The sequence below is a fragment of the Echinicola vietnamensis DSM 17526 genome, from assembly GCF_000325705.1.
GTDB classification, from domain to species: Bacteria; Bacteroidota; Bacteroidia; order Cytophagales; family Cyclobacteriaceae; genus Echinicola; species Echinicola vietnamensis.
On record NC_019904.1, the window covers coordinates 2,252,739 to 2,276,754 of the forward strand.

Here is a 24,016-nt window from a genome sequence, read left to right on the forward strand (position 1 = left end):
TATAATTTGCCACAATAATGCGCTACATCATATAATAAAAACAATCGTTGATGCGAGATTTGCGGTTGCGGTCCTTGGGGTTTCCCCAAAGAAACAGGTAGCGAAAGGAGACTTCATGGGCCCCTTTGGTTTGGCTGCCAATAGGCGATAACTGATAATCATAGCTGTAGCCAATGACAAATCCAGCATCCAGTTTGATTCCCAGTAATGCTATGATCGCGTCGTGGTTTGGGCTGTATTGGGTGCTGGGAATGCCGCGATAGCTGAGCCCGCCGATCACCTTTCCATAGAGCAGCTGTGTCCCTATATCGAGTTGCTTAAATGGTCCTTGCTGCTTATAACTGGCCAGCAGTGTCACTTGGTTGTCAAACGGCGATCCCCATTGGTAATTGGAGCCCAGAGGGATGTTGTAGCCGCCATGTATCCCTACTTTTAAGGGTAAGGTGTTTTGGCTATTGTCCGGAAAGAAACTCAGCCGTGGTTGATTGACATGGTGGCCAGCGATGCCCAAGAAGAAAAAGTCATTATTGACCAAAGTTCCAAAAGAAATGTCCAGGTAACTGTAGGGGTCAAATGCTGGGATTTGGTCTAAAGTGTTTGGGGCGATGGTCTGTGAAAACACATCTATCTGGTCGCCAAAAACGAGGTTGTCCAACACTGCACTTCTCCGTACGATGGCTGCTTGGCCGCCAAACCGTAGGTGCCAAGTGTCTGCCAGTTGTAGGTTATAGGAATAAAAGAGGGAAATATCGCTGGTGTTTATGTTCATGTTGGATTCACGAAAACTGTTGACTGCTAAGCCAAAGCCGCTATTCAGATCATAACTGTAATGGTCGATATAAGCTGCATAAGCGGTAAAGTCATTGGATAATCCTGGCCATTGCTTGCGGTAGTTGGCTCCCACGCGGGTCAGTTCCGTGGCCCCTGCCATAGCTGGGTTTAGGTAGAGCGGAGCTGCATAGAATTGGGAATACTGGAAATCCTGGGCTTTGGTGCTCCCCAAAGCCGTTATCATCAGTAGCCAAACTATCGTTAACTTTTTCATCATTTCAAGAGCATAAATACATCCGTCATCGTGTCCGAACGACCATCCATAGTCGTGTAGTTTAGTTTGTAAACATAGTTCCCCGCATCCGCTGGAGTGCCGTTAACCGTGCCGTCCCACCCAGCTGCATTGAGGTCTTCTGTATGGTAAATCACCTCGCCCCATTTATTAAATACCCAAAATTCCAAGGTGCTGATCAAGCGGAACTTTGGAAAGAAATGATCATTCAGCCCATCGTCATTCGGCGAGAAGACATTGGGTACCATGATGGCGTGATCCGTGACTTCCACACGCAATACTGTTTCGGAAGTACAACCAAAAGCATCCGTGACCACCAAGGTGGCTTGGTAGGTGCCAGCACTTTTATAGGTGTGTCTGGGGTGCTCTTCGGTACTGGTGGTGCCATCGCCAAAATCCCAGAAATAGTGTGTAATACTTCCTGTCGACAAGTTCTGGAAGGCTACTTCAAAATGGGCCAAATGAGCATTATGTGTGGCAAAGGCCTCTGAAGAGACGGCAGCATTTACGACCGTAGGTGGGTTTTCGACCGAAAAGGATTCAGAGACCAAACAACCGCTGCCATCGGTAATTTCAGCAGTGAATAGGCCAGAAGCGGTAGTCGTCATGTTTAGACCGTTATTGGTAATTTCCCCGCCAGACCAATTAATGCTGTAGGGGGGTGTTCCTCCAGAGATGGACAAGGCAATCTCTTCGGTGACTTGATTGGCCTCACAAGCGACCGTGGTGTTTCGGGTGCTTATGACCTCGATGGGGGCGGGTCGTTTGACTTCCATCTGTTTTACCACATTACAGCCGGCATTGTCCGTGACACTGACTTGATATTGCCCGGCAGTGAGTCCGGAAAGCTCAGGTGTCGTGGCGCCGTTGCTCCAAGTGATGGCATAGGGAGGAGTCCCCCCGGAAATGCCAATGGAGAGGCTCCCACTTTGGGGATTGTCACAGTCAAGGGCATCCACTACCTGGCTTTCGATGACCAAAGGAGCTGGCTCCAAGAGGTTAAATTCCTGTCGAATGCTACAGCCATCAGCTTGTTCGATGGTCACCCCATAACTGCCGGGAGAGAGGTTGAAAATATTTTCGAGTTCAGGGCCATGGTCCCACCGAATCGTGTAATCGAGGTTGTTTTGTTGGAGGTCTAGCTGTTTGCTGCCGTCGTTGGCGCCTGTACAGGTAATTTGAGATACTGAAGGGGTCACCTGAAACAGCGGGGCATCTTCTATTGTGATGTTTTCCGTTTTGATGCAGCCAGCTTGGTCAGCAACGGTTACGGTGTAAACATCCGGGCCGAGATCGGTAAATGCCAGCTGGGAGGAGCCAAAATCCCATGAAACGGTATAGGGTGGCACGCCCCCTTGGATGTCCAATGCCAAGGTTCCGTCATTGGCTCCATAGCAAGATATATCCTCTTTTTCATAGGCGATAAGTAGCGGGCTGTCCGGCTCTGTGATGGTAATGGATTGGGAGGTGGTGGCACAGTTGTCTCCGTTAAAAACTGTCAGGGTATACTCCCCAGCAGGAAGATTGTTTATTTCCGCTCCAGTCTGTCCAAAGGCTTGACCATCCTTTTGCCATGAATAGGTAAAGGGGATGTTGGGGTTTCCACCGGTGGCCTCCATCGAAATGGCCCCGGTAGCTTCCCCTGCACAATACACTGCAGTGGTTTCCACCAGGTTTACCTGGACAGGTGCTGGAGATGTCAACGTGTAGGATGAAGTGGCCTCACAGCCAGCTCCATCTTGGACGGTCAGTTCATAGGTGCCTACGGCTAAATTTTCGATCACAGCATCTGTAGCTGTAAATCCATCAGGGCCGGACCAAGCATATTGATATTGGCCATTTCCTCCCGTGGGGACTACGGCAATCCTCCCATCATTGGCCCCGAAACAACTGATCGCATATCCCGAATAGTCGGTCATGTCTTCTTGGATGGTAATCGCTGGATAAACGGTGACGGTATGCGATACGGTGTTTCCGGCGCAGTCTCCTTGGGACATGGCCGAGCTGGTACCGGTAAAAATTACTTGGATAGGAGCATCCGTCGGATTGGTCAATTCCATTGCTGGAATGGTGGGAGTATCACCTGCCGTGATGACGCCGACCGCACCGTTTGCGGTGGCAGTCCACGAAAAATCAGCATCAGGGATATTGTTGGATAAGGTTACTTCCTCACTGGCGCTGCCGCTGCAGATTTCTTGACTGACGGATGATATGGATAAATTTGATGAAGGAATGACCGTTACCTGAAGTACGAAGGGGTCCCCTTGGCAGCCTTCTAGCACTGGTGTGATTTCATAAGTGGCTGCTGCAGATGAATTGCCAGGGTTTATGAGTGTTTGGCTGATCGATGCGGAAGCAGTCGCTTGGTCGTTGGTGCCTGCTAGTGGCCCCGGATCAAGGACGCTCCACTGGTATCCAGCGCCAGAAATGTGGTTTTCTGGCAGGAAATTGAACGTTTCTCCATTACAGATTTCCAATGCGGCATCCGGATAATTCAGTTCAGGCTGAACCGTGATGGTATAAGTTGCAGGCTGTACGGCACAGGCACCTTGGTCCGAGTCGGTAATGATGCCTGTGAACGTTACATCCACAGGAGCGCTGGATAGGTTGATGAGGGTTTGGGCGGGAATTTCAGTGGTGCCGTTCGACAGGCCTCCCGTGACTGGGCCAAAGTCAGCTGTCCATTCCAGTGTGGTTCCGGGAGCGGAGCTAAGTGTTACGGCTGTGGACGTTTCGCCCGAACAGATGACTTGATCGGGCTGGGAAAAGGTGATGACGGGAGCCGGCTCCACTGTCACGGTGACCTCATCCGTACTGAAACAGCCCGTTTCGGTATCGGTCACCCTTAAGGAAAAAACAGTGGTTTCGATAGGAGAGGCAATGGCCAAAGGTGAATTGGCATCGGCAATGGACGTGTTGTTTGGGCTGCTCCATTGGACGCTAAGGTTGTCCTCGGAAGGACCCGCTGCAGCAAGTGCTACGGTTTCACCCAAACAAATGGTGCTATTATCGCCAGCCTCTGCAACGGGCGGAACATTATAAAAGAATGAAACGCTGTCTTCAGAGACGCCGCAAGCAGAAGAGACAGACAAGATAATGGTTTTTTCTCCAGGCGTATCGAAAAGCACTTCTCCAGGGTCCAGGGTGGTGGAGGAAGAGGGGCTTCCTCCCACAAAAGTCCACTGGTAAGTGGCCTCGCCGATGTCACATATTTCTACTGTTGCTGATGGGGTGATGGTCGTAGGCTCGCATATGCTGGAGATAGGAGAAAGCTCCACCAAGGGCGGAGCATAGACTTCTACTTCTTCACTGGCGTAAAAAGTACCGCAGTTAGTTTCCATGCTGAGGTTAAGGGTATAGCGCCCTGATCCGAGGAAGTTAAATGCGGGAGAAACGGAGTTTTGGTTGGTGCCTTCAGAAAATTCCCAATTTGCTCCGCTGCCACAAAAGGCACTTTGATACTGGATGGACCAATTGTAAACAGCATTTTCACCACAGCTGGTATCCACAAAGGAGGTGTTGGTGACGCTGACGGCCAATGGCCCACAGCCACTGGTGGTGCTCAGTTCAAAAGCCGGTTCTGGAGTTTCGTTGACACAGATGGTTTTGACTTCTTCGTTGATGCCACAACGGTTCCCGGTAATCAACCGGACGGTGTACGTTCCCGCTTCTGAAAATACCGGCCTGATGATTTCGGACCCATTGGACCAAGAATTTGGCGCGCTGGGATTGAGCTGGTTTCCCAGTGTGCCGGATGATAGTTCCCAGCCTGTCTCAGGGCTGATTTGCCAAACAAAGATGCCCAAATCTTCACATTCCCCGTTAGTGGTCACTTCACCGCCAAATTCAGTGAGGTTTTGGATCGGAATAGGAGTGTCCACACAGACCGGTTCCTCAGGGGCATCAAACTCAGGATCGGGGATTTCGGAAACATAAATAGGGGAGACCACAGCAGAGGACGCGGAGCATGGATTGGAAGCGGTGATGCTGACAGAATAAGAATTGGGGAAGTTGCCACTGTTTACGCCACAGGAGGATTCATCAAACGTATGGGTTACTGAGGCAGGAGGTGGGTGATTGTAGGTCTCGGGCGGTGAGCCATCAGAATAATCCACCGTGTAAATGGTTCCAGTGGGATTGTTTTCGGTGCCGGTGATGGGAAAGGTGAGGGTTTGTCCTCCGCATACATTGGTGTTGCCGGGATTCCCCAAGCCCACGGCAGGATTGGATCCCACAAATATTCCATATTCCTCCGTTGCTGTACATCCCGTAGGCCCTGTGACAGAATAGATGAGCCTGTAAACCCCCATGCTGTAGGAGTGGGAAAGTTCTGTCCAATCCGTTCCGGTGAACTTTTCCGACCCATCTCCCCAGTCCAAGGTATATGAAACATTGGTCTCTTGCGTGGTGGATTGGTTGTAAAAAACGAATTCGGAATCATCGTTTTCACAGATGATGACATACTGCAAATCATCGAAATTCACACCGTCCTGTTCGGTACCCACTTCCAATGATGGAGCCTGGTTTAAGGTGATGTCTTTGGTGACGGTACTTTGGGTTCCGTCTGGCTCGGTGACCGTCAAAGAAACAGCAAAAGTTTCCGTTGACGTCCCGGGCGTTCCCACAAATTCGTGTATTGGATGTTGCTCGAAAGAAGTATTGAGTTCCCCGGCATTGGGATCGCCAAAGTTCCATTCATAGGTAAGGCTATCTCCCGAGGAAAGGTCTGTAAAGGCTATGGCTGCCCTGCTACAGGAAATTGACGTGTCAAACTCAAAATCAGCATCAGGGACCAAGTTTTCGTGAGCAAGGGTAGGGGACCATTTTTCAACTAGCGCATAGGAGGCCGCAGTTGCCAACGAAAGGCTGGCAAAAAAGATTAAAAACTGAAGAAAAGGGTAGCGTTTTGCGTTATCCATGAAAGTAACTGCTAGCCTGACCAATGAAAGTAGTGTAATACTAAATTTAAGGATTTAATATCTATTATGGTGTTTAATACTTTTTTATTTATTTAAAATACATAAAACAATGTATTTATTACTATTGTTTTCGTCAGCATTTAACCAATTCCAGAAAGAGAGGGGTGTTTTTCAGCAAGGTAAATCACAGGAGTTGTTCGTGACCAAATGTCGGAGGAGAGCGGAATTATTAAAAGGGCGAGCATGCTTATGTGGACAAGCTTTTTTAAATTAGCTTAATAATCCTACGAAATGTCATTTTTCAACCCTACAGCAATCAAGAGTTTTATTTTAGGCCAATATTTTACCGATGGGGTGAAAATGACATTGGGTGTACTGCTGCCCGCTGTAATATTCTCGTTCTTGGGAGATTTTAGAACGGGGATCAGCATTTCATTGGGGGCTTTTTTGGTGAGCATTTCCGATAGTACGGGACCTTTGGAGCATCGTAGGACTGGAATGCTTGCGAGCTGTGGGTTTGTGTTTTTAAGTGCCTTGGTGACGGGGGTGTTGAACCAATCGCCAGTCCTATTGGCCATAGAAATCCCCGTATTCTGCTTTGTGTTTGCGATGTTTACCGTGTACGGGACCAGGGCTGCGTCAGTCGGGGCAGGAGCCCTTTTGGGGATGGCGATCTCCATGGACCCCCATAAGACGGCAGCTGCATTTTGGTTGTATGCTTTGATGGTATTGGCAGGGGGGATTTGGTACACCCTGTTAAGCCTTTCCATCATGCAGATCAGGCCTTACCGGGTAGCCCAACAGGCACTGGGAGAGAGTGTGCTTCAGGTGGCTGCATTTTTACGGCAAAAGGCCGCTTTTTATTCCTCAGAAACTGATGTGGAGACCAACTACCGGAAGCTGGCCGCTGTACAGGTGGCGGTCAATGAGCATCAGGATAGCGTTCGGGAAATGCTTTACAAAACCCGTAAGCGAGTAGGGGAATCCATTAGTTCGGGGCAGCTGCTGTTGGTGATATTTGTGGACATGGTGGATATTTTCGAACAGATGATGGCCTCTCATTATGACTATAAAAAGCTTCGTGAGTTATATGGCCAGTATCCCGTTATGCACGATTTTAAGCGAGGGATCCAATTGGTGGCAGAAGAGCTTTCCCGGTTGGGCTATGCGCTGATCAATAATGAAAAACCAAGGCATCCACATTACCCCGAGGATTTTTTGGCAGGACTCAGGGAGCAGATAGAAGCATTGGAGCAGACTGGGGTAAAATGCCTGATGCTACGTAAAATCTATGCCAATCTGGCTTCCATTACCGCAAGGGTGGATGATATTTACAATTATTTCTATGAAGACAAGTTGACGTTTATCTCCCAAACGCGGGAAGCAAGTCTGTCCAAGTTTATTGGGCATCAAAGCTTTTCCTTAAAATTGATCCGAGATAATTTAACGCTTGAATCCAATGTGTTTCGCCATGCCTTGCGGTTGGCCGTAACGTGTTTGGTAGGCTACCTGATTTCCCTTCAGGTGTCATTGGGAAGTCATAGTTATTGGGTGGTGTTGACGATCCTGGTGATCTTAAGGCCCGGCTTTAGTTTGACCAAGCGACGAAATACCCAGCGGATTTTAGGCACCCTTTTGGGCGGTTTTACGGGCGTGCTTATCCTGTATTTGGTGCCTGATTTTAGCCTAAGATTTGTCTTTTTGGTGATTTTCATGGTGCTGGCGTATAGTTTTTTGAGAATCAGGTACTTTCTGGCAGTGGTGTTCATGACGCCTTTTATTTTTATCGTATATGCCTTTTTGTATCCGGAATCCAATTTTTTGATTGTTCGGGAACGCATTATCGATACGGTGTTGGGATCTGGGTTGGCCTATCTGGCGAGCAACTTCTTTTTGCCGAGCTGGGAATATACCGGTTTTAGGCAGATGGCCGCCAGTGTGTTGCAGGCCAATTTGGAGTATTTTGCCCAGATTATCAGTAGATTTGATGCCAAGGCTTTTGATGAGGTGGCCTATAGGCTGGCCAGAAAAAAAATGTACCTTCGATCGGCAAGTCTTTCCGCAGCTTTTCAGCGAATGCTGGATGAGCCAAAAAGCAAACAAAGGAACAAGCAGGACCTTCACCAATTTGTGGTGCTCAACCATATCCTGTCTTCTTATTTTTCGACCCTTTCCTCCAGTTTGGTGCGGGCGGACGTGGTGCTTTCTTCACACGGCCAGGTGGTGAAGATCAAGCGAATCCGCAATTATCTTTTGAGAAGCTTGGAGCACCTGGGAGAAAAGGGTGAATCACTGGATTTTTCGGTGTTGGATCATGAGGATGGGCTGCTGAAGATTACCGACTCTGCTGAAACTTCCCTGCTTACCGAGCAACTTCAGTTGATTCAGAAAACATGTTCGGATTTAGAAAAACTCAGCAGGAAGGTCGCCAGCTAAATGCAGCCTTCATTTTTGTAAGACTGCTGCTCAACACTTCGCGCTGTTCAAGAACTGATTTTATCCCAAAGGCACTGGCTGACAGGATTGGGGAGATCCTTGGGGGTAGGTAAAATGTATGGATTCCACTATATTGAAAGAAATAACCTACACCGATATGATGAGAATGCTTTTGCCCTGTGCGGTATTCGTGTATATGTTCCTGTTTTCTTTTGGACTCCACGCACAGGAAACCGTAAAATTTGCCATGGTTGGTCTTTCCCATGGCCACAGCCCGTGGTTCTTCGAGTGGGGAAAAGGAGAAGATATGGAATTGGTAGGCGTTTATGAACCGGATGCCTCATTTTCCGGGGCATTTCGTGAGCGGTACCGGCTGCCAGAAAAGTTGATGTATTCGGATTTGGTGAAGATGCTGCAGGAAGTCAAGCCAGATGGAATATTGGTTTTTGGGCCAATTGTAGACCACCTTGAGGCAGTAAAGGCAGCGGCACCACTGGGTATTCATGTGATGGTCGAAAAACCCCTTGCCACGAATTTGTCGGATGCTCAAGAAATGGCACAGCTGGCGCGGAAGCATTCCATTCACTTGTTGACGAATTATGAGACTTCTTGGTATCCCTCGACCGAGCAGGCCTATCGTTTTTTTAATGGGGATGAAGCGGGTTTTGGGCAAATCAGAAAGATGGTTTTTCATCATGGGCATGAAGGTCCCAAGGAAATCGGTGTGGGCCCCGAATTCCTGGAATGGCTGACCGATCCGGTCAAGAATGGAGGAGGAGCCTTGGTGGATTTTGGTTGTTACGGCGCCAATATCATGACCTACCTGATGCATGGAGAAAGTCCCCTTGCCGTGACCGCAGTGACCAAGACGTATAAACCTGAGATTTATCCGAATGTCGATGATGAAGCGACGGTCATCGTGGATTTCCAAAACAGTCAGGGCATTATTCAAGCCTCTTGGAACTGGCCGTTTAACCGAAAAGACATGGAGGTCTATGGTGTCGATGGCTATGTCATTACCAAAGATGAGGATCAGCTCCGCTACAGTACTAAAGGTGTGGAGGAGCAGCAAATGAAGGCTAATGCAGATCAATTGGGTGTGGAGACCAATCCTTTTGAATATTTCCGGGCAGTCATTGTTGGGGAGAGGGTTCCGGCTGCGTTTAGTCCCTATACCTTGGAAAATAATTTGCAGGTCATGGAAATTTTGGATGCAGCCAAAAGGTCTGCGGAAACCGGCAAAAAGGTGTTGCTGAATGAGAAGTGAGTGGGTTCGGGCCGGCAAGTAAAGCAAGCTGTTTCACGAGGCCACACAGGTGGATCGCCTGATGCCCCCATGAAACAGCCATGAATTGAATATTAACACCGTTTTAATCGTAATCAGCGTACCTTACGGCAAAGACGCAGCGATTATCCTGACCATACTTGGACGTCTCATATTCTGTTAGATTCCACAAGTATCCGGTGTTTTGGTCATAGTAAAGGTCCTCTGCACCATGTGGCCAGCGGTAGCGTGTGCCATTGGCATCGCCGTCATGGTACCGAACAAATCGTGCGGTGGAACCTTGATAGGAGCTTTTGCCTGTGGCTGTCATCACGGTAGTCGCCCCGTTTCGGTAAACCCCCTGCATATTATAGACGGGGCCATTGTTTCCGGTGGCATTGTCTTTTGGGGTGACCACTTCCACTTGGGTACCTGAAGGAATTTCCCCTTGACTATTTAGTGAAAATCCATGGACTTTAGGGATAGAGGAACTGGATGACTTCAGGTATTGGCCTGTCCAAAGCCTTGGGTTGGAAGAAGTATCTTCTCCTAGGGCAATACATGAATAGGGCTCGGCACCGGGAATGTTATAGTAGCCCGTTTGAGGTAGGATATACCTGTAGTTAAAAGCCCTTAACGTTCCGTCAGTTTCTTCTCCCAAGCGTGACTTGGACGTGTCCCCTGATACTTCCACGATGTGGTTCAGGTCAAAAACCCGTATGCCAAGCTGGGTAGAGGCGACATAAAGCTTCTCATCATAATAGGCCAAGCCGCCTGCATGCACGCGTACAGGGCCAAATACTCCCAGCTGTGTGTAATCATTCGAAGAGGTATAAAATGGATTGTTGATGTCTTGCACTAAAAGGATATGGCGGTATTTGATGTCACTCATGTCTGTGATGTCCACCAAGGATATTCGAGCACCTTTATGTTTGTTTTCGATACCGGGAATCTGAGAAGGTCCCACTGCATACCAGCTTACCAAGAGAAAGCTTCTTCCGTTCCAGTCAAATCCGGTAATCCCTTGAGGTCTCCAGTCTTCTGTCTGTTGGTCTCCGCTGTTCCATTTAAAGCCCGTAACTTGTCTGTCGGAAGGGATGTTGAATCCATAAACCGTATTATAGCCATTGGTGGTGGCGGTACGGTTTAGGTGGAGCGTTGCCGGGGTTTCAAACCCGTGAGAAGCCAAGCTGGAAACAAAACTGCTCTCATCCGTATAGCTGCTGTTAATGGTCGTTGTGGTCGAGCTGATGGCATGAAGAGGCTCTTTGGCTGGGGCTTCGTTGACATCGACAAAATCATCTTTGGTGCACGAGGAAGCTAGCATTAGCGCGCATGACAAGGCTAATTGGTGAATTTTCATGGTGTTAAGGTTTTTTGGTTAGGATGTGATGTTAGGTTAAGCATAGAAAAAAAGGTGATTGCCTCGTTTATGTTGGCAACCACCTTTTGATATTTTGGGGTTAATTTTCGTTGTCCCACCAGACTTTTACATTGATTTCGTCTCCACCCATCCGATTGACGGCCTCTTGGTAATTTTGGAAATTACTGTTGGCCTCATCGATTGGGTAATAAAAACGGGCAGGCATTTCGCCGTCGTTTAGCATGGAGGCGGATGTCGGAAGTTCAGGAAGTCCCGTTCTTCTTTGCTCAAACCATGCTTGGTAGTCCGTGAAGAACAGATCATAGTATTTTTGGAGTAAAATACGGTCCAAGCTGCCATCATAGGCGGCAGCAGGATTGTCAAAATACCCTTCCGGAACCTCTTGACTCCACATTTCGATAGCCGCCTTGACACCATTTTCATAATGCAATTGGGCATCGTCGATATAGCCTCTTTGGGCCATTTCAGCTTTGATGAATTCCACTTCCGCATAACTCATGATGGGAATGATCAGCGGAGCTTCCGCCAAACTTCTTTGTACCCCAGAGGCGGTAGCGATGCTGTCAGGCAAAGGGTTTTCGACAAAGTCCGTAGGCTGGCCGATATAGCCATAATCTTCTCCCTCCAGTCCTTTGGCAGTGCCTGCAAAAACGCCGATTCTGGGATCTTGAAAGTTGTTCAGGTTATCGATGAAGAATTCCGTGTAATACCGGAATACGCCAAAGTCTTGAGGCCTGTCCCAAGGGGAAAGCGTGGGCGCCACACCATCCAAATGCAGCACTGCACCATCATCACCTGATGCGAACACAGGGTAGGTCTCGGGGGCATTGATCATTTCAGTGATTTTATCAAAAGCTCCTGTTTCCGGGCGATTGGATACCCGGAGTAATAACCTCAAGTGGAGGGAGTTGGTGAATTTGCGCCATTTTTGGACATCATTGCCATATAGGATATCGCTTACATAAGGCATTCCCTGTTCCTCGTCATAGATACTATTGGCATATTCCAAGTCTTCCAAGAGTTGGTTATAGATATCCTCTTGTGCTGAAAATGCAGGATACCAGACATCTTCCTCCGCCTGGAGAGCATCGGCCATGGGGACGTCACCGAAGCAATCGGTCAGGACCGAATAGGCATAGGCCTTTAGCGTCAGGGCAATGGCTTCATAATTGGGAAGGCCGTCCCGGACAGCTGCTTTCTCCATTTCAGCAATATTGCTGAGATTGGTATAGTAATTATTCCAGGTCGAAGCACCGATGTTTTGGTCAAAGTCATAGAAGAACGGGGAGTTGTTGAAATCATCCGTTTGCAGGAACATCTGCATCAAGGGCGCGGTGACACTGCGCATTTGTTTTGCATTTTGGCTGGCCAAACTGTACAGCACGGGGTTCAGGGTGCTTCCAGCCGTAATTTTGCTGAGGTTGTTGGGATCAGTATTGGTCGCTTCAAAATCCTTGGAGCATCCGGTCGCCCATAAAGCAGTCGAAGCGACCAATAAAGCATATATGTATTTTTTCATGACTGTGATTTTTTTATTGATTAAAAGCCGATTACGACATTTACACCATATTCATTCGGTACGGGCATCTGTCCCACTTCCACACCGGGGTGCATGTTAGTGCCTCCGGCAAATCCGGCCACTTCCGGGTCATAGATGGGGAAGTCAGAAAGCACAGCGAGGTTTCGGCCATATACCGAAAGGCGCATTTCATTCAGCGGTGTTTTGGCCAGGAATTTTTCAGAGAAGTCGTACGAAAGGGTCACTTCCCTGAGCTTGATAAAGGAAGCGTCGAAGGAATTGGCTTCTGTATTGGCCAGTGGGTACATCAAATTGTAATAATTGGCAATGGAGATAGGGGTGGTGTTCTCGGAGTAGGTGCCGTCACCATTGTCCACGACTCCCTTGCCCACGAGCTCTCCTTCTTCCCGGCCCACAAGGGTATGCTTCAACTTGCCCTGCTGGGTAAGTTTGTGGTGGGTGTGGGAATAGATGGTTCCGCCGTATTTGGCGTCTATGACGGCATTGATGCGGAAGTTTTTGTACTGGAAAGTATTGATGAATCCGGCCACCCACTTGGGTTGGGTATCGCCGATGTAGATGATGTCATCGGTCATTTCGGGCGCACCATTTTCGTCAAAGATGATTTCTCCTTCAGGGCTTCGTTTGTAGCCTCTTCCGTAAAGGGCAGCGGGAGAGCCTCCTTCCACGGCAACCAATTTTGCACCGGAGGAGCTCAGCATTTCAAACCTGCCTCCTTCGGCATTTTCATGCAGTGACAGGACGGTTCCTTTGTTTTTGGCCCAAGTGAGCGTGGTGTTCCATTTGAAGTTCCTGTTTTTGACCGGACTGCCGTTAAGCATGACTTCTATTCCGCGGTTACGCACTTCACCCGCATTGATGGTGACACTTCTGTATCCAGATGAATAGGGAAGAGGGGCGTTGAAGATTTGGTTTTTACTGTTGTTTTGGTAAACGGCCACGTCCAATTTCAGCCTGCTCTGGAACATCCTGAAGTCAATGCCCAGTTCTTTACTGGTGGTGATCTCCGGTTTAAAATCCGTATTGTAAAGAGAGGTAGGAGCGAGTGCAGAGCCAGGGAAATCAGACCGTCGATAGTATTTGTCCGTGCTGTAGCGGTTGCCGTATTTACCCGCTCCCCCCACTTGGGCGATGGAAGCCCGTAGTTTTGCGAAGCTGATGCTGTTTGGCATGCTGAAAATTTCACTCAGAATGATGCCAGAGCTTGCAGAAGGAAAGAAGTAGGATTGGTTGTGTTTGGGCAGTATGCTGTTCCAGTCGTTTCGGCCGGTAAGGTCAAGGAATACCTTGTCCTGCCAGCCCACGGTTACCATTCCGTATAAACTGTTTACTTTGTTATAACCGTCAAATTTACTGGTGAAAAGCTGGGAGCCGTTGACCAAGTTATATTCTCCGGGAATTTCAAGTCCTTCGGCCCAAGAGTCTTGGCGAAGGTAGCGGTAATCCATCCTGTTTCCACCCACATTGGCTGTCACTTCCCAATCATCAAAAGTGTCGGTATAGGTCAGCAGGAAATCGGTGTTTACTTCTTGCTTGAATACGTTTGTTTTGCGGTAATATCCGCGGGCATAGCGGTTGATGTCATAAGGTCTTTCCTGATCCATGTTTTTGTCATACATGTTCAATGCTCCGCGGAGCATCAAGTTGACCTTAGGATGCAGCTCAATGTCCATTTTGAAATTACCGGTAATGGCATATTGGTCCAGGCTGTTTTGGATCTCGTATACCATGGCGTAAGGATTGTCGATGTAGCTGCTGTACGGTCGGATCATGTCGACCTGTTCCTGTCCTTTTTTCCAGATGGGTTCATACCAAGCCAAGTCCACGTTTGGATTTTGGAAAATCATAAAATAAGCAATGGAGTGGTTGTTATAACCTTGGCCAGGGAGGTTGTCGCTGGTGCGGTTTCTGTAGTCCACTACTGAGCTGAGTTTGATTCGGTCAGTTACTTGGTAATTTCCGTTTACCGAAAGTGACAATTGCTCAAAGCCGGTGTTGGGCATGACCCAGTCATTTTTGGAATGGGTGATCGATCCGCGCATGGAGCCTTTTTCATCGCCACCTTGGATGGATAAATTGGTCGTTTGGGTAACGCCAGTTTGCCAAAAGTCTGTGCGGTTGTTTTCATAAGGTCTCCAGAGTTGGCGCTCAGCGGATTGTCCTTCTAAGGTAGGGTCGTATTGATAATAATACTGTCCGTCAAACTTAGGACCAAAAGCACTACTGCTGCCGGCAGTACTATTGCCATCTTCGGATGCGCCGTAGGTGTAGTAAAGGCGGTCATTATACGGTACAGGATTGCCGTTTTCATCAGTGGCGGGCTTTAGGTATCCTCCCTTGCCACTGCCTTGGCCATATTCATATTGCCAGTCTGGCCACCGTTGGATATTGTCAAATTTGGTATTGCTGCTGATCGTAACCCCTAATCCCTTTTGGCCTTTGCCGGATTTGGTGGTGATGATGACGGCACCGTTAGCTGCTTGGTATCCATAAAGTGCCGAAGCTGCTGGGCCTTTTAGTACCGAAACACTCTCGATATCGTCAGGATTCAGGTCAGAGATGGCATTTCCATAGTCCACAGGAGTGTCATTGCTGGCACTGCCGCCCATGTAGCCATTTGAAGGGCCTGATCCGGGATGCTCATTTTGGATGGGAACGCCATCTATGACGATCAAGGCGCCGTTATTGCCTGGATCCAAGGAGCTGTTTCCTCTGAGGATAATCTGTTGTGACCCCACTGGACCACCCAATCCATTGATTTGGAGCCCGGGGACTTTGCCCCGAAGGGCTTCAGACCAATTGTTTGGTCGGGCATCGGTGAGCTGCCTGGCATCAATGGTTTGCTGCGCATAGCCGAGTTTCTTTTCTTCCCTTTTCATCCCCAGGGCAGTCACGACCACTTCGTCGAGGGCACTGACATTTTCCTCTAGTGTGATGGTCAGGGGGGCCGCTTCTTGTACCGGTACTTGCTGGGTTTTGTACCCCAGGTAAGAGACGATCAAGGTCAAGGGAAAGGATTCGATTTCCAGTCTGAACTTCCCATTGGGGCCGGTAACGCCACCTTTGGAAGTTCCTTGGATCAGGAGCGTAACCCCGGGAAGCGGCTCGCCTGTACTGTCAGTGACTTTTCCTGTGACCGTCTGTCGGAGTGATTGGGAAGGCAATACAGTGATGGTCTTGTTGGTGGCTTCAAATGAAAGCCCCGCCTCCTGTCCGATTTGGTCAAGGATTTCTGCCAACGGCTCATTGCTAAACTGGAAAGAGAACAATGAGGCATCTTGGCTTACGTTCTCATCAAAAACAAAATAGTAGGCCGTTTTGCGCTCTATTTCGGAGAGTACCTGAGTGATTTTGGCATCTTCCAGGGAGAATGATAACCGCACCTTGGATAGGTTGGTCTTTTCCGCACGGGCCTGCGATTGAACCGCCATAGCAGACAAACAGAGCAGTAAAAGCCCCATTTTCAGGTTCAGTGCAGTGAAAAATCGTAATGGTGTTTTCATTTTAGATTGACATTAAAAGGGTTGTGTATGTGTTTGGTTATTTTCGTTTGATATAGATGGTATGGTCATTTTGGTATTCGTAGGTAAACTGCTTTAGCAGCGCGATACTTTTAAGGATGTTGTCAAGAGTTTCATCTTTGAATTTTCCGGTGATCCGCTCTTTTTTCAACGCATCAGATTCAAAGTGTACCTCCAGTTCAAAGCGGTCTTCAAGGGCCTCAGCAGCTTCTTCCAGGCTCGTGTTTTTGAACATGATCAAGTTGGTCCAGGCGATGGGCTGCTGGCCCCGGAAGGTTTGGATGGGCGAGAGCTGGGAATCAGCACTGGTTACCTGTTGGTGCTTTGTCAGCAGCACTTTTGTTTCCGGGAGTCCTTTCGGGCTCACCTGTACTTTTCCGCTGATGACACTTACCGTTGTGGAACTGATGGCATTCGCATTCACGTCGAAGGAAGTACCCAAGACTTTAATGGCTGCATTATCCGTATGGACCGAAAATGGCCGCTCCGCATCCCGATGCACATCAAAGAATGCCCTTCCTTCCAACGAGACATCTCTGGTGTTTCCAAAGGCATTCGGATAGGTAAGGGTACTGTTTTCGGCCAAGGTGACGATACTTCCATCATGAAGCTGAATCTCCCGGAGCTCTCCTGCAGCGGTGGTGACAGTGATGTCACCTTGATCCGTAATGTGTTTAATGGCAATTCCCACCACGAAAAGCAGCGCAAAGGCAGCGGCCACTTTTACAACGTCCCATAATGGCCGTGTTCTGGATTTCTGCTCCTTATGAAGAGTTGAGGTGATGGCTTGGAAAAGCCGCTCTCCTGTTTCTGCCGACAGTTTGTTTTTGACCTCCTCACTGGAGTGGTCCTGTATGCTGTCATAGAACTTTTCAATTAATTTAACTTCGCTTTCTGTAGCGGTCCCCTGCTGATGTTTGGCAACCAATTTCAAGAATTCTTCTCTTTTCAAAATGTGCTCTTTAAGGGATAGTGTGTAAATCGTATAGCACACGGAGTCAAAAAAGTGAACTTAAAGGTTTCTTAATTTCAGAAGGCAGGACGTTACATTACTGTAACTTTAGGGTAACGAAAAGGATAAAATAGGTGATTTCCCTGAGGTTTGTGCGGAGCAATTTTAGGGCGTTGCTGATATGGCTTTCAACCGTTCGCTTTGAAATATTCAGTTCTTCAGCAATTTCACTATTGGTTTTGTTTTGAAGCCGACTGAGGACAAAGACCTCATGGCATTTTCCTGTAAGTTTGTTGATTTGGGAAGTTAAGGTTTCCTCTAGCTCTTGGTATTCTATGGTGGTGCTTTCACTTTCAGGACTGCTGAGCTGCTTTAGGGCCTCGTCATGGACAAGGTCGAATTTGAGCTTTTTAATGTGGCCGGAAAGTTTGTACTTGATGGATTTAAAAAGATAGCTTTCGAGGTGAAGGATGTTTGTCGTTTTATTATTTTGCCAAAGACTTATAAAAATTTCCTGAACACAATCTTCACAGACTCCTTCGTCTCGGTATACATTATAGGCATACGCATACAACCGCTTCCAATACCGGTCAAAAATGACATGAAAAGCAGCATTGTCTCCCTGTTTTAGGCGCGATAGTAGCTGGTGGTCAGATATAGTGTTTTCGGAATCGTTCATGGCTTTACCTCCAAAAAGCAAAGTAAGGGAATGAATAAATAGAAATCCTGTGTAAAGCTTTAAGTTTAGGTTATCCTAATGTGAACCCAGATTTTCCCACTTCAGTGCACCCAGTGCGGCAATCTCTCACTTGACTCCATAGCGGAACATGAAAAAAGACACCAAAAAACAAGAAAGTCTTGTTTCAATAAAATGCCTGTCCTATATTTGTGCCCTCGTAAAGGGGGATTAGCTCAGCTGGCTAACGCGTCCCGACGGATGTCGGGAAGGTCATCAGGGCAAGTTTCATAGCAAAATAAAATGGGGGATTAGCTCAGTTGGCTAGAGCGCTACACTGGCAGTGTAGAGGTCATCGGTTCGAATCCGATATTCTCCACACAACCGGAATGGAGCGAATTTTTCGCTCCATTTTTTATTTTTTTGCTTTGTAACTCCTTGTCTATCTGGTAGATAAAGATAACTAAGGAATTAATTCTTCCGGTTCGAGAATGCGTTTTTGAAAAACCCAGTTTTTCGGGATATATCGAACCAATCAGCTGTCTTTTCTTTTGTATATCTCCGTTTTTATACACCTCACCGAGCTTTGAGAGCCGTTTTAGGGCTTTATCGACATAAATTTCAGGGTTCGACCGTCCGGTTGGGTTGGTAGCCGCCAATTGATCCTCCAAACGTATGATCTGTTTGTTGCATTCGGCTTTGATTTCCCGGTAATCTTCACCGTCTATATCTTCGGCCACCAATAAATCCCGGCTTCTTTTTAGCTTTTTGTGTTCTTCTTCCAACAAGCGGGCAATTTTTTTGCGCTCAATCCCTTCATCTTTGAAGTGGTACTTAAAAAAATTGTGGAGGATCTTACTGTAGATTTCCTGTCTTCCTTTTTTGAGCGTAAAGCGGTTCATCTCTTTGGCTATATACTCATTGAACACCGGGGCTTTTTCCCTGTACCCACATTCGGATGTACAGTGGTAATAATAATAGCGCTTGCTTCTTCCCCGAGAGCCGCTACCGGTCAACACCTTCCCACATTCTGGACAGATCAAAAAACCTCTCAGGGGCAGGTGCTCATCGGACACCACACGGGGCCGGTACTTCTTTCTTCCGGTTTCTTCGAGAATATTCTGTACCCTGTAAAAATCTCCTTCGGAGACCAAGGCTTCATGTTGGCCATTGACAAATTGTTCCTCTTCATCTTTATGGGCCGGGACAAATATTTTCCCGCAGTAGATGGGATTGCGGATAGCCTCGTAAAATTGGGCACGGCCCAACTTCAAGCCATCTTCCTTTAACTTTTGCCAAACATGTTTCGCAGGGTATTGACTTTGCAGGATCGTTTGAAACGCCCTTTTCATCATGGTTGATGCGGGTTTTACCGGGGCAATAAATTTTTTGGAACCTTCCATTCTATTGATATAACCGAAGGGAGCTTTTCTCAGGTGCCGGCCTTCCTTTTGAGCTCTTCGCATTCCATAGAAGATATTCAGGGCGCGCCGGTCATTTTCCACTTCGGGTGCGGCCAGGTAAATGGCCAGCATCATTTTGTTTTCCGGTATTTCCAAATCCAGGGGTTGTTCAATGGCTTGCGGCTCTATACCCAATTTACGGAGGGTGTTGATCATCTGGTAGGCATCCCCGGCATTCCGGCTAAAGCGGTCCCACTTGGTAAAAAGTACTTTATTCACCCCTCTTCCCCTGCTTTTTTTCAAGTACGTCAGCATCTTCTTCCACTCAGGGCGATTGAATGTCTTGGCCGAATGGTCTTCAAAGATCACTTTTCTTACCTTGATATTGTGATGGTCACAATATTTCTTCAGCACTTCTTCTTGACTCCGTTGGGAATATCCTTTGTCGGCCTGTTCATCGGTACTTACACGGATGTAGAGGTCAGCTACTTTCATTTTCTACAACAATTTGATTTACAGCTAATTTAGCGAAAAAACACATTAAATCCAATACTTTCTTGGATTCATCCAATGATATGTCTTCACCATGTTTCTTTAATATTCTTTGTACTTCCCGGGGAGTAACACCGCACTTTTGGGCATCCAATTTATCAAAATCATACATACCCTAAAAGTGGACTTTATGCCCCGGAAATATTCACACTGTCATCCGAAGGTGTATTAGGTGCTCAGCATAAAAAGGGGGCTTTACAGCTCCCCATTATCGGCAAAGGAATAATATCCTTCCCGGGTTATGATCAAGTGGTCCAGTACGGATATATCCAAAAAACTTCCGGCTGCGGCCAGTTTATCGGTCAATTTTTTGTCCGGTTCACTTTTGTCCAGGGTGCCCCCCGGATGGTTATGGGCCAAAATTATGGCGTTTGAAGCGGTTTTCAGCGCTACGGCAAAGATCACCCTGGGATCGGCCATGGTTCCGCTTCGACCTCCTACACTGGCATTGAATATTCCCAGCACCCTATTGGCAGAGTTCAGCAGGAGTACTTTGAATTCCTCCACAAATTCGATTTGGCCTTTGTCCCAATGCTCCATTAATATTTTATAGGCGTGGGCACTTTTGGTAATTTTGGGCCGTTCATTTGCTTTGAGCTTATTGCGGTAGGTCAGTTTGACTTCGGCGGCTTTCCATTGATTTTTTGACGTTTCCATAATCTTCTTGATTTAAGTTAAACATGAATTATGGTGCCGCCACAGGCCCTTTGCGAGCAAGGCCATGAGGAAACGGAATAAATGAAAGGGCGGAGCCGCCGGGCAGGTGTTTATGCCGTAGTCTCATGTGTCGCCTCCGAGCAAACGGGCCTAACTTTGTACCGTAATTGATGATGAGACTTGAAAGAATGCCCTTTAGCCTTTTTGAGCGTCGTGTTCTATTATTGGACATGGTTTTTCCCGATCAAAAAGTGAAACCTTTCTTTGCTTCTTTCTTGGTCCCAAGAAAGAAGGCCTTGAAAAAGAAAAGCCGGGGCAGGTTGCGCCCCGGCCGGGGATCAGTCCAACACTTCCTCCCCATGTTTCACGAACTCCCCGCACAGGTTAAATGCCCGTTGTCCTTTAATTTGCGCAGTACCGCCCAATAGGATGGATTTGGTTTTGTCCTCCTCGGATTTAAAGGACCGCACATTTTGAAAATACCCGGTGACGGCGTTGTATGCTCCAAACACCGTCCCCTTAGTGGTGGGCATTTGCTGGGCTTCACTCATGAGGGCATAGGCAAAGGCATCTTCACATTGGTTTTTAAAGTTGGCGGAAAGCTCTTCTACCTCGCCCTTATGCAGCTTGTCCAGGGTTTCCTTATTGGGTGCCAAGGCCTGTTGAATAAGACGCTTCACCTGTCGGTCGGTGATATTCACTTTAGTCCACCGGTCAAAGGTTTGCTGCATGGCCTTTGCCGATTGGGTTACGATCCCCATGAGTTTGTGTGCCTGTGCCAGGCGTTCTTTTGCCCCGGAAGTATGTCGAATCCTGACCACCCGGGACAGTTTGCCCATGGCCGCATTCAAGGTGTTCTGGCAAACGATCCGCACTGGCGTAAAGGCGGCAGTGATGCTGCCCGTTCCATCGTGGGAGGTGGTCAAAAAGATGTACTGGTCGATCAGGTCGTCCTTGCCCACCCGGATATTGTCGGGCAGTTTGGCGGTGATAAAGATCCGCTCCCCATTGCCGAGGGCTCCGGCGGTTTCATATTTTACCCCTTTGCCTTCCTTGACAATGGCATCAAAAAAGGCGAAGGCATCGGCATTTTGTACCACCTTGTAATCTTTGCCCACCACTCCCAATACGGTATGGTTGTCTTCCCGCAGGGTGGCAAAATGGGAATGAACGGGAAGTGTAGGGGCCTGATGGTTCAGGCCCTCTTTTCCCACGGCCATTTGGGAGGTGGTGGTAAACAAGGGTGTTTTGACCACCTTGTAATCCAGCCCGGCAAATTCGATGGCCTCTTTACTGGTGGGGTGTTCTTCCACCACCTGTCCAAGCTTGTGCCATGCGGGCTTTTTCACGGAGAAAAAGCTGTGGCGTCCTGTGCTTTCGTTGAAATGAATGTTGTGTCCCATGATTTTTACATTTTAAGGGTTAAAACTTGAATTCATTTCTTTCTGCCTGCTCAAAGAAAAAACTGCTGCAAAACACATTTTTTCAAAAGAAAACCGGCAAAAAGAAAGCACGATAACAAGGGGCGGGGGTCATGGGCCAAAGGAAACGGAATAAATGAGGGCCATCTGGGCAGGACAAGTGTTTATGCCGTCCCTTTTGCCCCCATTTACAGCAATCCAATAGCCGCCCCTATCTTCGCTGCGTTTTTTGCCGGTTTTTTGAAAAAAATTGAATGAAAGGCATTCGCTTAATGGATGGTAGCTTGATCCTTAAGAAAGAAAATGATCCCGCAGCAAGGATAGCAGCGGCATCCCCCGGAGGGCCGGGGATATAGCGGATAGCCTGGCCCGTAGGGGCTGCCCCCTTAATTTTCCAATTTTGCTATGCTGTGGTCCAACTCTTCTATCAATTCAATCAGATTAAATTTTCTCAATGGTTTGATCTCTTTGTCCAATGAAACTTTTAGAAAATCCTTCAACTCGGTCAAAAATGAGTGCTCTTCCGACAAGAAGTCTTTTATGGCACCCGGTGAATATCTTTTTTTTATAAGCTGACGCAAGACCCTTGTGGTGCTCCCCGGTGCTTTGAGTATAGCTTCTCCAAATTCTGTGGGGTTGGTGAAGCGAAAAATAAGAGGGTCGAATCGATATTTCTCAAAATAAGTATTTAGCTCGTTTTCATCCATTTTTAAAAGTTTATTTTCCCAGGTTTTTGATTTCTCTACCATTTCATTTCCAAAAATCTTATTGTGCATTTTTTCTACTTCCTTTTTCATTTCCTCTACCCGCTCATCCTCATTGGTAAAGTGTAAAAGGTTTTCCAATAAGTGGTCATTAATTTTGGAATGATCAGCTGCCAATTCCAACCCTTTATTTAGACCTGTTTTTATCTCCTCTTCAGAATGGCCGATCAGGCCATTGTCACTAAAGAAATGGAAAAACAGCGTGATTTGGGGATATTGATAAATCGTGTATTTTCCTTTTACAGCATTTTCCCAGACTACATTCACCCATTTTTGAAATTCCTTGTCATCCATATCCCTGAATTGAAAACGCAGTAACTTTTCAAACCCTATTTCATGGGGCTTCTTTTTCGGGGGAATTCTTTCTTTAATTTCTTTTATAAGGTCTTCTTTATCAAAGTACCCCGTCAGGATAAACTTAAAAATAGAGGGATAGAAGTGATACCACCTGGCATTTTGATGAATATATTTTTCGTAAAATTCAAAACTATAGTCTTTTTTCTCCTGTTCCTCTCCATTACTATTATCATAGGCCTGTTTTCGAAAGCCATATTCAAAGCTTATTTTATCCAGGTCCCTTGTTTCTTTAAAGTCCTTTAACCCACCGTTTTTAAACTCAAATACAATTAAAGCGGTAAACAGCAAGATTTCCTGTTGGTAGTCTTTTTCCTGTATGGAAAGTACTTCCGGGGCTATTCTATCGAGAATATAGGTCCAGAACATCAATACCCTTAAGTTTTTCACCTGGTATTCCTGCAAAAAATCCGTGATAAAGTTTTTATGTTCCTTAAGTAGTTTTTCAAATGGGGAGTGGCCTTTTCTAGTTTGAGAAAGGATAGTAATTATTTCAGGTATATCCACTTCAAATCCCAACACCCTGGAAATTACTTTTTCTTTCTTCTTGTTGTATTCCTCCACCTCTTTTTCAGGTATTTCCGATTCATCGGCCATTATAATGGTTTTTAGAAATTGGTGTTCCAAAAAGCGATTAATAAAGCCCAGGGATTCGGCAATGGGTAGCTTACACCTTTCAAGATCATCAAAACAGACCACATACTTTTCCATTGGAATTTTTGATAATCCCATTCCTCTGATAATATCTCCAAGACCACTGTCAATTGCTTTTTGTGTTGTGATATTTAATCCTGTGAGGGCTGTTCCGATCACATTATTCCAGAATTTCGCCTGTTTCCCTCGTACACGAGCCAAAAATGCAACGATTGTTTGTTGCTCCATATCTTTAATAGAGTTAATTCCGTTCAGGGAAACATATACTGGGATCAATTTATTTTCCTTCACCAAATCCTCGAGGTGATTTTTCCAAAAATGGGTTTTTCCACTTCCCCATTTGCCATTGATCAAAATTGCACCGACTGGTCGTTCTTTTAAATATTCTACGACGACATTACTTACGTTGGCAATTTCTAATTGATTATCCATAGTGTATGCAGGTATGCGGATTTT

14 protein-coding genes and 1 tRNA gene are annotated in these 24,016 nt (G+C 47.0%); 3 read left to right on the forward strand and 12 right to left on the reverse strand.

Features of this window, described 5'->3' with window-relative positions; translation table 11 throughout:
* Positions 1 to 22: 22 nt before the first annotated feature.
* Complete coding sequence (locus tag ECHVI_RS09390) at positions 23 to 1,048, reverse strand: PorP/SprF family type IX secretion system membrane protein (protein ID WP_015265734.1); 1,026 nt, start codon at positions 1,046 to 1,048, stop codon at positions 23 to 25.
* Complete coding sequence (locus ECHVI_RS09395) at positions 1,045 to 5,982, reverse strand: PKD domain-containing protein (RefSeq protein WP_015265735.1); 4,938 nt, start codon at positions 5,980 to 5,982, stop codon at positions 1,045 to 1,047. The genes ECHVI_RS09390 and ECHVI_RS09395 overlap by 4 nt, the downstream gene beginning before the upstream one ends.
* A 291-nt stretch (positions 5,983 to 6,273) precedes the next feature.
* Between ECHVI_RS09395 and ECHVI_RS09400 the strand changes: the two genes are divergently transcribed.
* Positions 6,274 to 8,418 (forward strand): FUSC family membrane protein, encoded by a 2,145-nt coding sequence (locus ECHVI_RS09400; protein ID WP_015265736.1) that lies wholly within the window; start codon positions 6,274 to 6,276, stop codon positions 8,416 to 8,418.
* A 118-nt stretch (positions 8,419 to 8,536) separates the two neighbouring features.
* Entirely contained in the window at positions 8,537 to 9,685 is a 1,149-nt protein-coding gene (locus ECHVI_RS09405) for a Gfo/Idh/MocA family protein (protein WP_245553465.1), read from the forward strand.
* A 103-nt stretch (positions 9,686 to 9,788) separates the two neighbouring features.
* Here the strand turns inward: ECHVI_RS09405 and ECHVI_RS09410 are convergent, their stop codons facing one another.
* From ECHVI_RS09410 to ECHVI_RS09430, 5 genes are all read right to left on the reverse strand, one after another.
* The gene (locus ECHVI_RS09410; protein WP_015265738.1) at positions 9,789 to 11,045 is read right to left on the reverse strand and encodes a hypothetical protein; all 1,257 of its coding nucleotides are present in this window, start codon (positions 11,043 to 11,045) and stop codon (positions 9,789 to 9,791) included.
* 100 nt (positions 11,046 to 11,145) lie between these two features.
* Positions 11,146 to 12,585 (reverse strand): SusD/RagB family nutrient-binding outer membrane lipoprotein, encoded by a 1,440-nt coding sequence (locus tag ECHVI_RS09415; protein WP_015265739.1) that lies wholly within the window; start codon positions 12,583 to 12,585, stop codon positions 11,146 to 11,148.
* A 20-nt stretch (positions 12,586 to 12,605) separates the two neighbouring features.
* Positions 12,606 to 16,109 carry a SusC/RagA family TonB-linked outer membrane protein gene (locus ECHVI_RS09420; protein WP_015265740.1) on the reverse strand — a complete coding sequence of 1,168 codons (3,504 nt, stop codon included), beginning with the start codon at positions 16,107 to 16,109 and terminating at the stop codon, positions 12,606 to 12,608.
* A gap of 37 nt (positions 16,110 to 16,146) precedes the next feature.
* Complete coding sequence (locus tag ECHVI_RS22950; RefSeq protein ID WP_015265741.1) at positions 16,147 to 17,079, reverse strand: FecR family protein; 933 nt, start codon at positions 17,077 to 17,079, stop codon at positions 16,147 to 16,149.
* A 97-nt stretch (positions 17,080 to 17,176) separates the two neighbouring features.
* Positions 17,177 to 17,758 carry an RNA polymerase sigma factor gene (locus ECHVI_RS09430; RefSeq protein WP_015265742.1) on the reverse strand — a complete coding sequence of 194 codons (582 nt, stop codon included), beginning with the start codon at positions 17,756 to 17,758 and terminating at the stop codon, positions 17,177 to 17,179.
* Between the two features lie 302 nt (positions 17,759 to 18,060).
* Here ECHVI_RS09430 and ECHVI_RS09435 point away from each other — a divergent pair.
* A tRNA-Ala gene (locus ECHVI_RS09435) sits at positions 18,061 to 18,134 on the forward strand.
* Here the strand turns inward: ECHVI_RS09435 and ECHVI_RS23295 are convergent.
* The 5 genes from ECHVI_RS23295 to ECHVI_RS09460 form a co-directional block, all read right to left on the reverse strand.
* Positions 18,088 to 19,653, reverse strand: coding sequence for a recombinase family protein (locus ECHVI_RS23295; RefSeq protein ID WP_015265743.1), 1,566 nt, complete (start codon positions 19,651 to 19,653; stop codon positions 18,088 to 18,090). The two genes, ECHVI_RS09435 and ECHVI_RS23295, sit on opposite strands and share 47 nt — an antisense overlap.
* Positions 19,640 to 19,822, reverse strand: a complete 183-nt coding sequence (locus ECHVI_RS23850) for a hypothetical protein (RefSeq protein WP_015265744.1) — start codon at positions 19,820 to 19,822, stop codon at positions 19,640 to 19,642. Before ECHVI_RS23850 ends, ECHVI_RS23295 begins: the two co-directional genes overlap by 14 nt.
* Before the next feature lie 83 nt (positions 19,823 to 19,905).
* Positions 19,906 to 20,367: a JAB domain-containing protein gene (locus ECHVI_RS09450; RefSeq protein WP_015265745.1), complete on the reverse strand. Its 462-nt coding sequence runs from the start codon at positions 20,365 to 20,367 to the stop codon at positions 19,906 to 19,908.
* A gap of 338 nt (positions 20,368 to 20,705) precedes the next feature.
* On the reverse strand, positions 20,706 to 21,770 hold the full coding sequence (locus ECHVI_RS09455; protein ID WP_015265746.1) for a DUF932 domain-containing protein: 1,065 nt from the start codon (positions 21,768 to 21,770) through the stop codon (positions 20,706 to 20,708).
* A 404-nt stretch (positions 21,771 to 22,174) separates the two neighbouring features.
* Positions 22,175 to 23,992 carry a P-loop NTPase fold protein gene (locus tag ECHVI_RS09460; RefSeq protein ID WP_015265747.1) on the reverse strand — a complete coding sequence of 606 codons (1,818 nt, stop codon included), beginning with the start codon at positions 23,990 to 23,992 and terminating at the stop codon, positions 22,175 to 22,177.
* Positions 23,993 to 24,016: the final 24 nt, after the last annotated feature.

Coding starts and splice junctions, on each gene's coding strand:
- ECHVI_RS09390 (WP_015265734.1), bottom strand. CDS start 1,048: ATGATGAAAAAGTTAACGATAGTTTGGCTACTGATGATAACGGCTTTG.
- ECHVI_RS09395 (WP_015265735.1), bottom strand. CDS start 5,982: ATGGATAACGCAAAACGCTACCCTTTTCTTCAGTTTTTAATCTTTTTT.
- ECHVI_RS09400 (WP_015265736.1), top strand. CDS start 6,274: ATGTCATTTTTCAACCCTACAGCAATCAAGAGTTTTATTTTAGGCCAA.
- ECHVI_RS09405 (WP_245553465.1), top strand. CDS start 8,537: ATGGATTCCACTATATTGAAAGAAATAACCTACACCGATATGATGAGA.
- ECHVI_RS09410 (WP_015265738.1), bottom strand. CDS start 11,045: ATGAAAATTCACCAATTAGCCTTGTCATGCGCGCTAATGCTAGCTTCC.
- ECHVI_RS09415 (WP_015265739.1), bottom strand. CDS start 12,585: ATGAAAAAATACATATATGCTTTATTGGTCGCTTCGACTGCTTTATGG.
- ECHVI_RS09420 (WP_015265740.1), bottom strand. CDS start 16,109: ATGAAAACACCATTACGATTTTTCACTGCACTGAACCTGAAAATGGGG.
- ECHVI_RS09430 (WP_015265742.1), bottom strand. CDS start 17,758: ATGAACGATTCCGAAAACACTATATCTGACCACCAGCTACTATCGCGC.
- ECHVI_RS23295 (WP_015265743.1), bottom strand. CDS start 19,653: ATGAAAGTAGCTGACCTCTACATCCGTGTAAGTACCGATGAACAGGCC.
- ECHVI_RS23850 (WP_015265744.1), bottom strand. CDS start 19,822: ATGTATGATTTTGATAAATTGGATGCCCAAAAGTGCGGTGTTACTCCC.
- ECHVI_RS09450 (WP_015265745.1), bottom strand. CDS start 20,367: ATGGAAACGTCAAAAAATCAATGGAAAGCCGCCGAAGTCAAACTGACC.
- ECHVI_RS09455 (WP_015265746.1), bottom strand. CDS start 21,770: ATGGGACACAACATTCATTTCAACGAAAGCACAGGACGCCACAGCTTT.
- ECHVI_RS09460 (WP_015265747.1), bottom strand. CDS start 23,992: ATGGATAATCAATTAGAAATTGCCAACGTAAGTAATGTCGTCGTAGAA.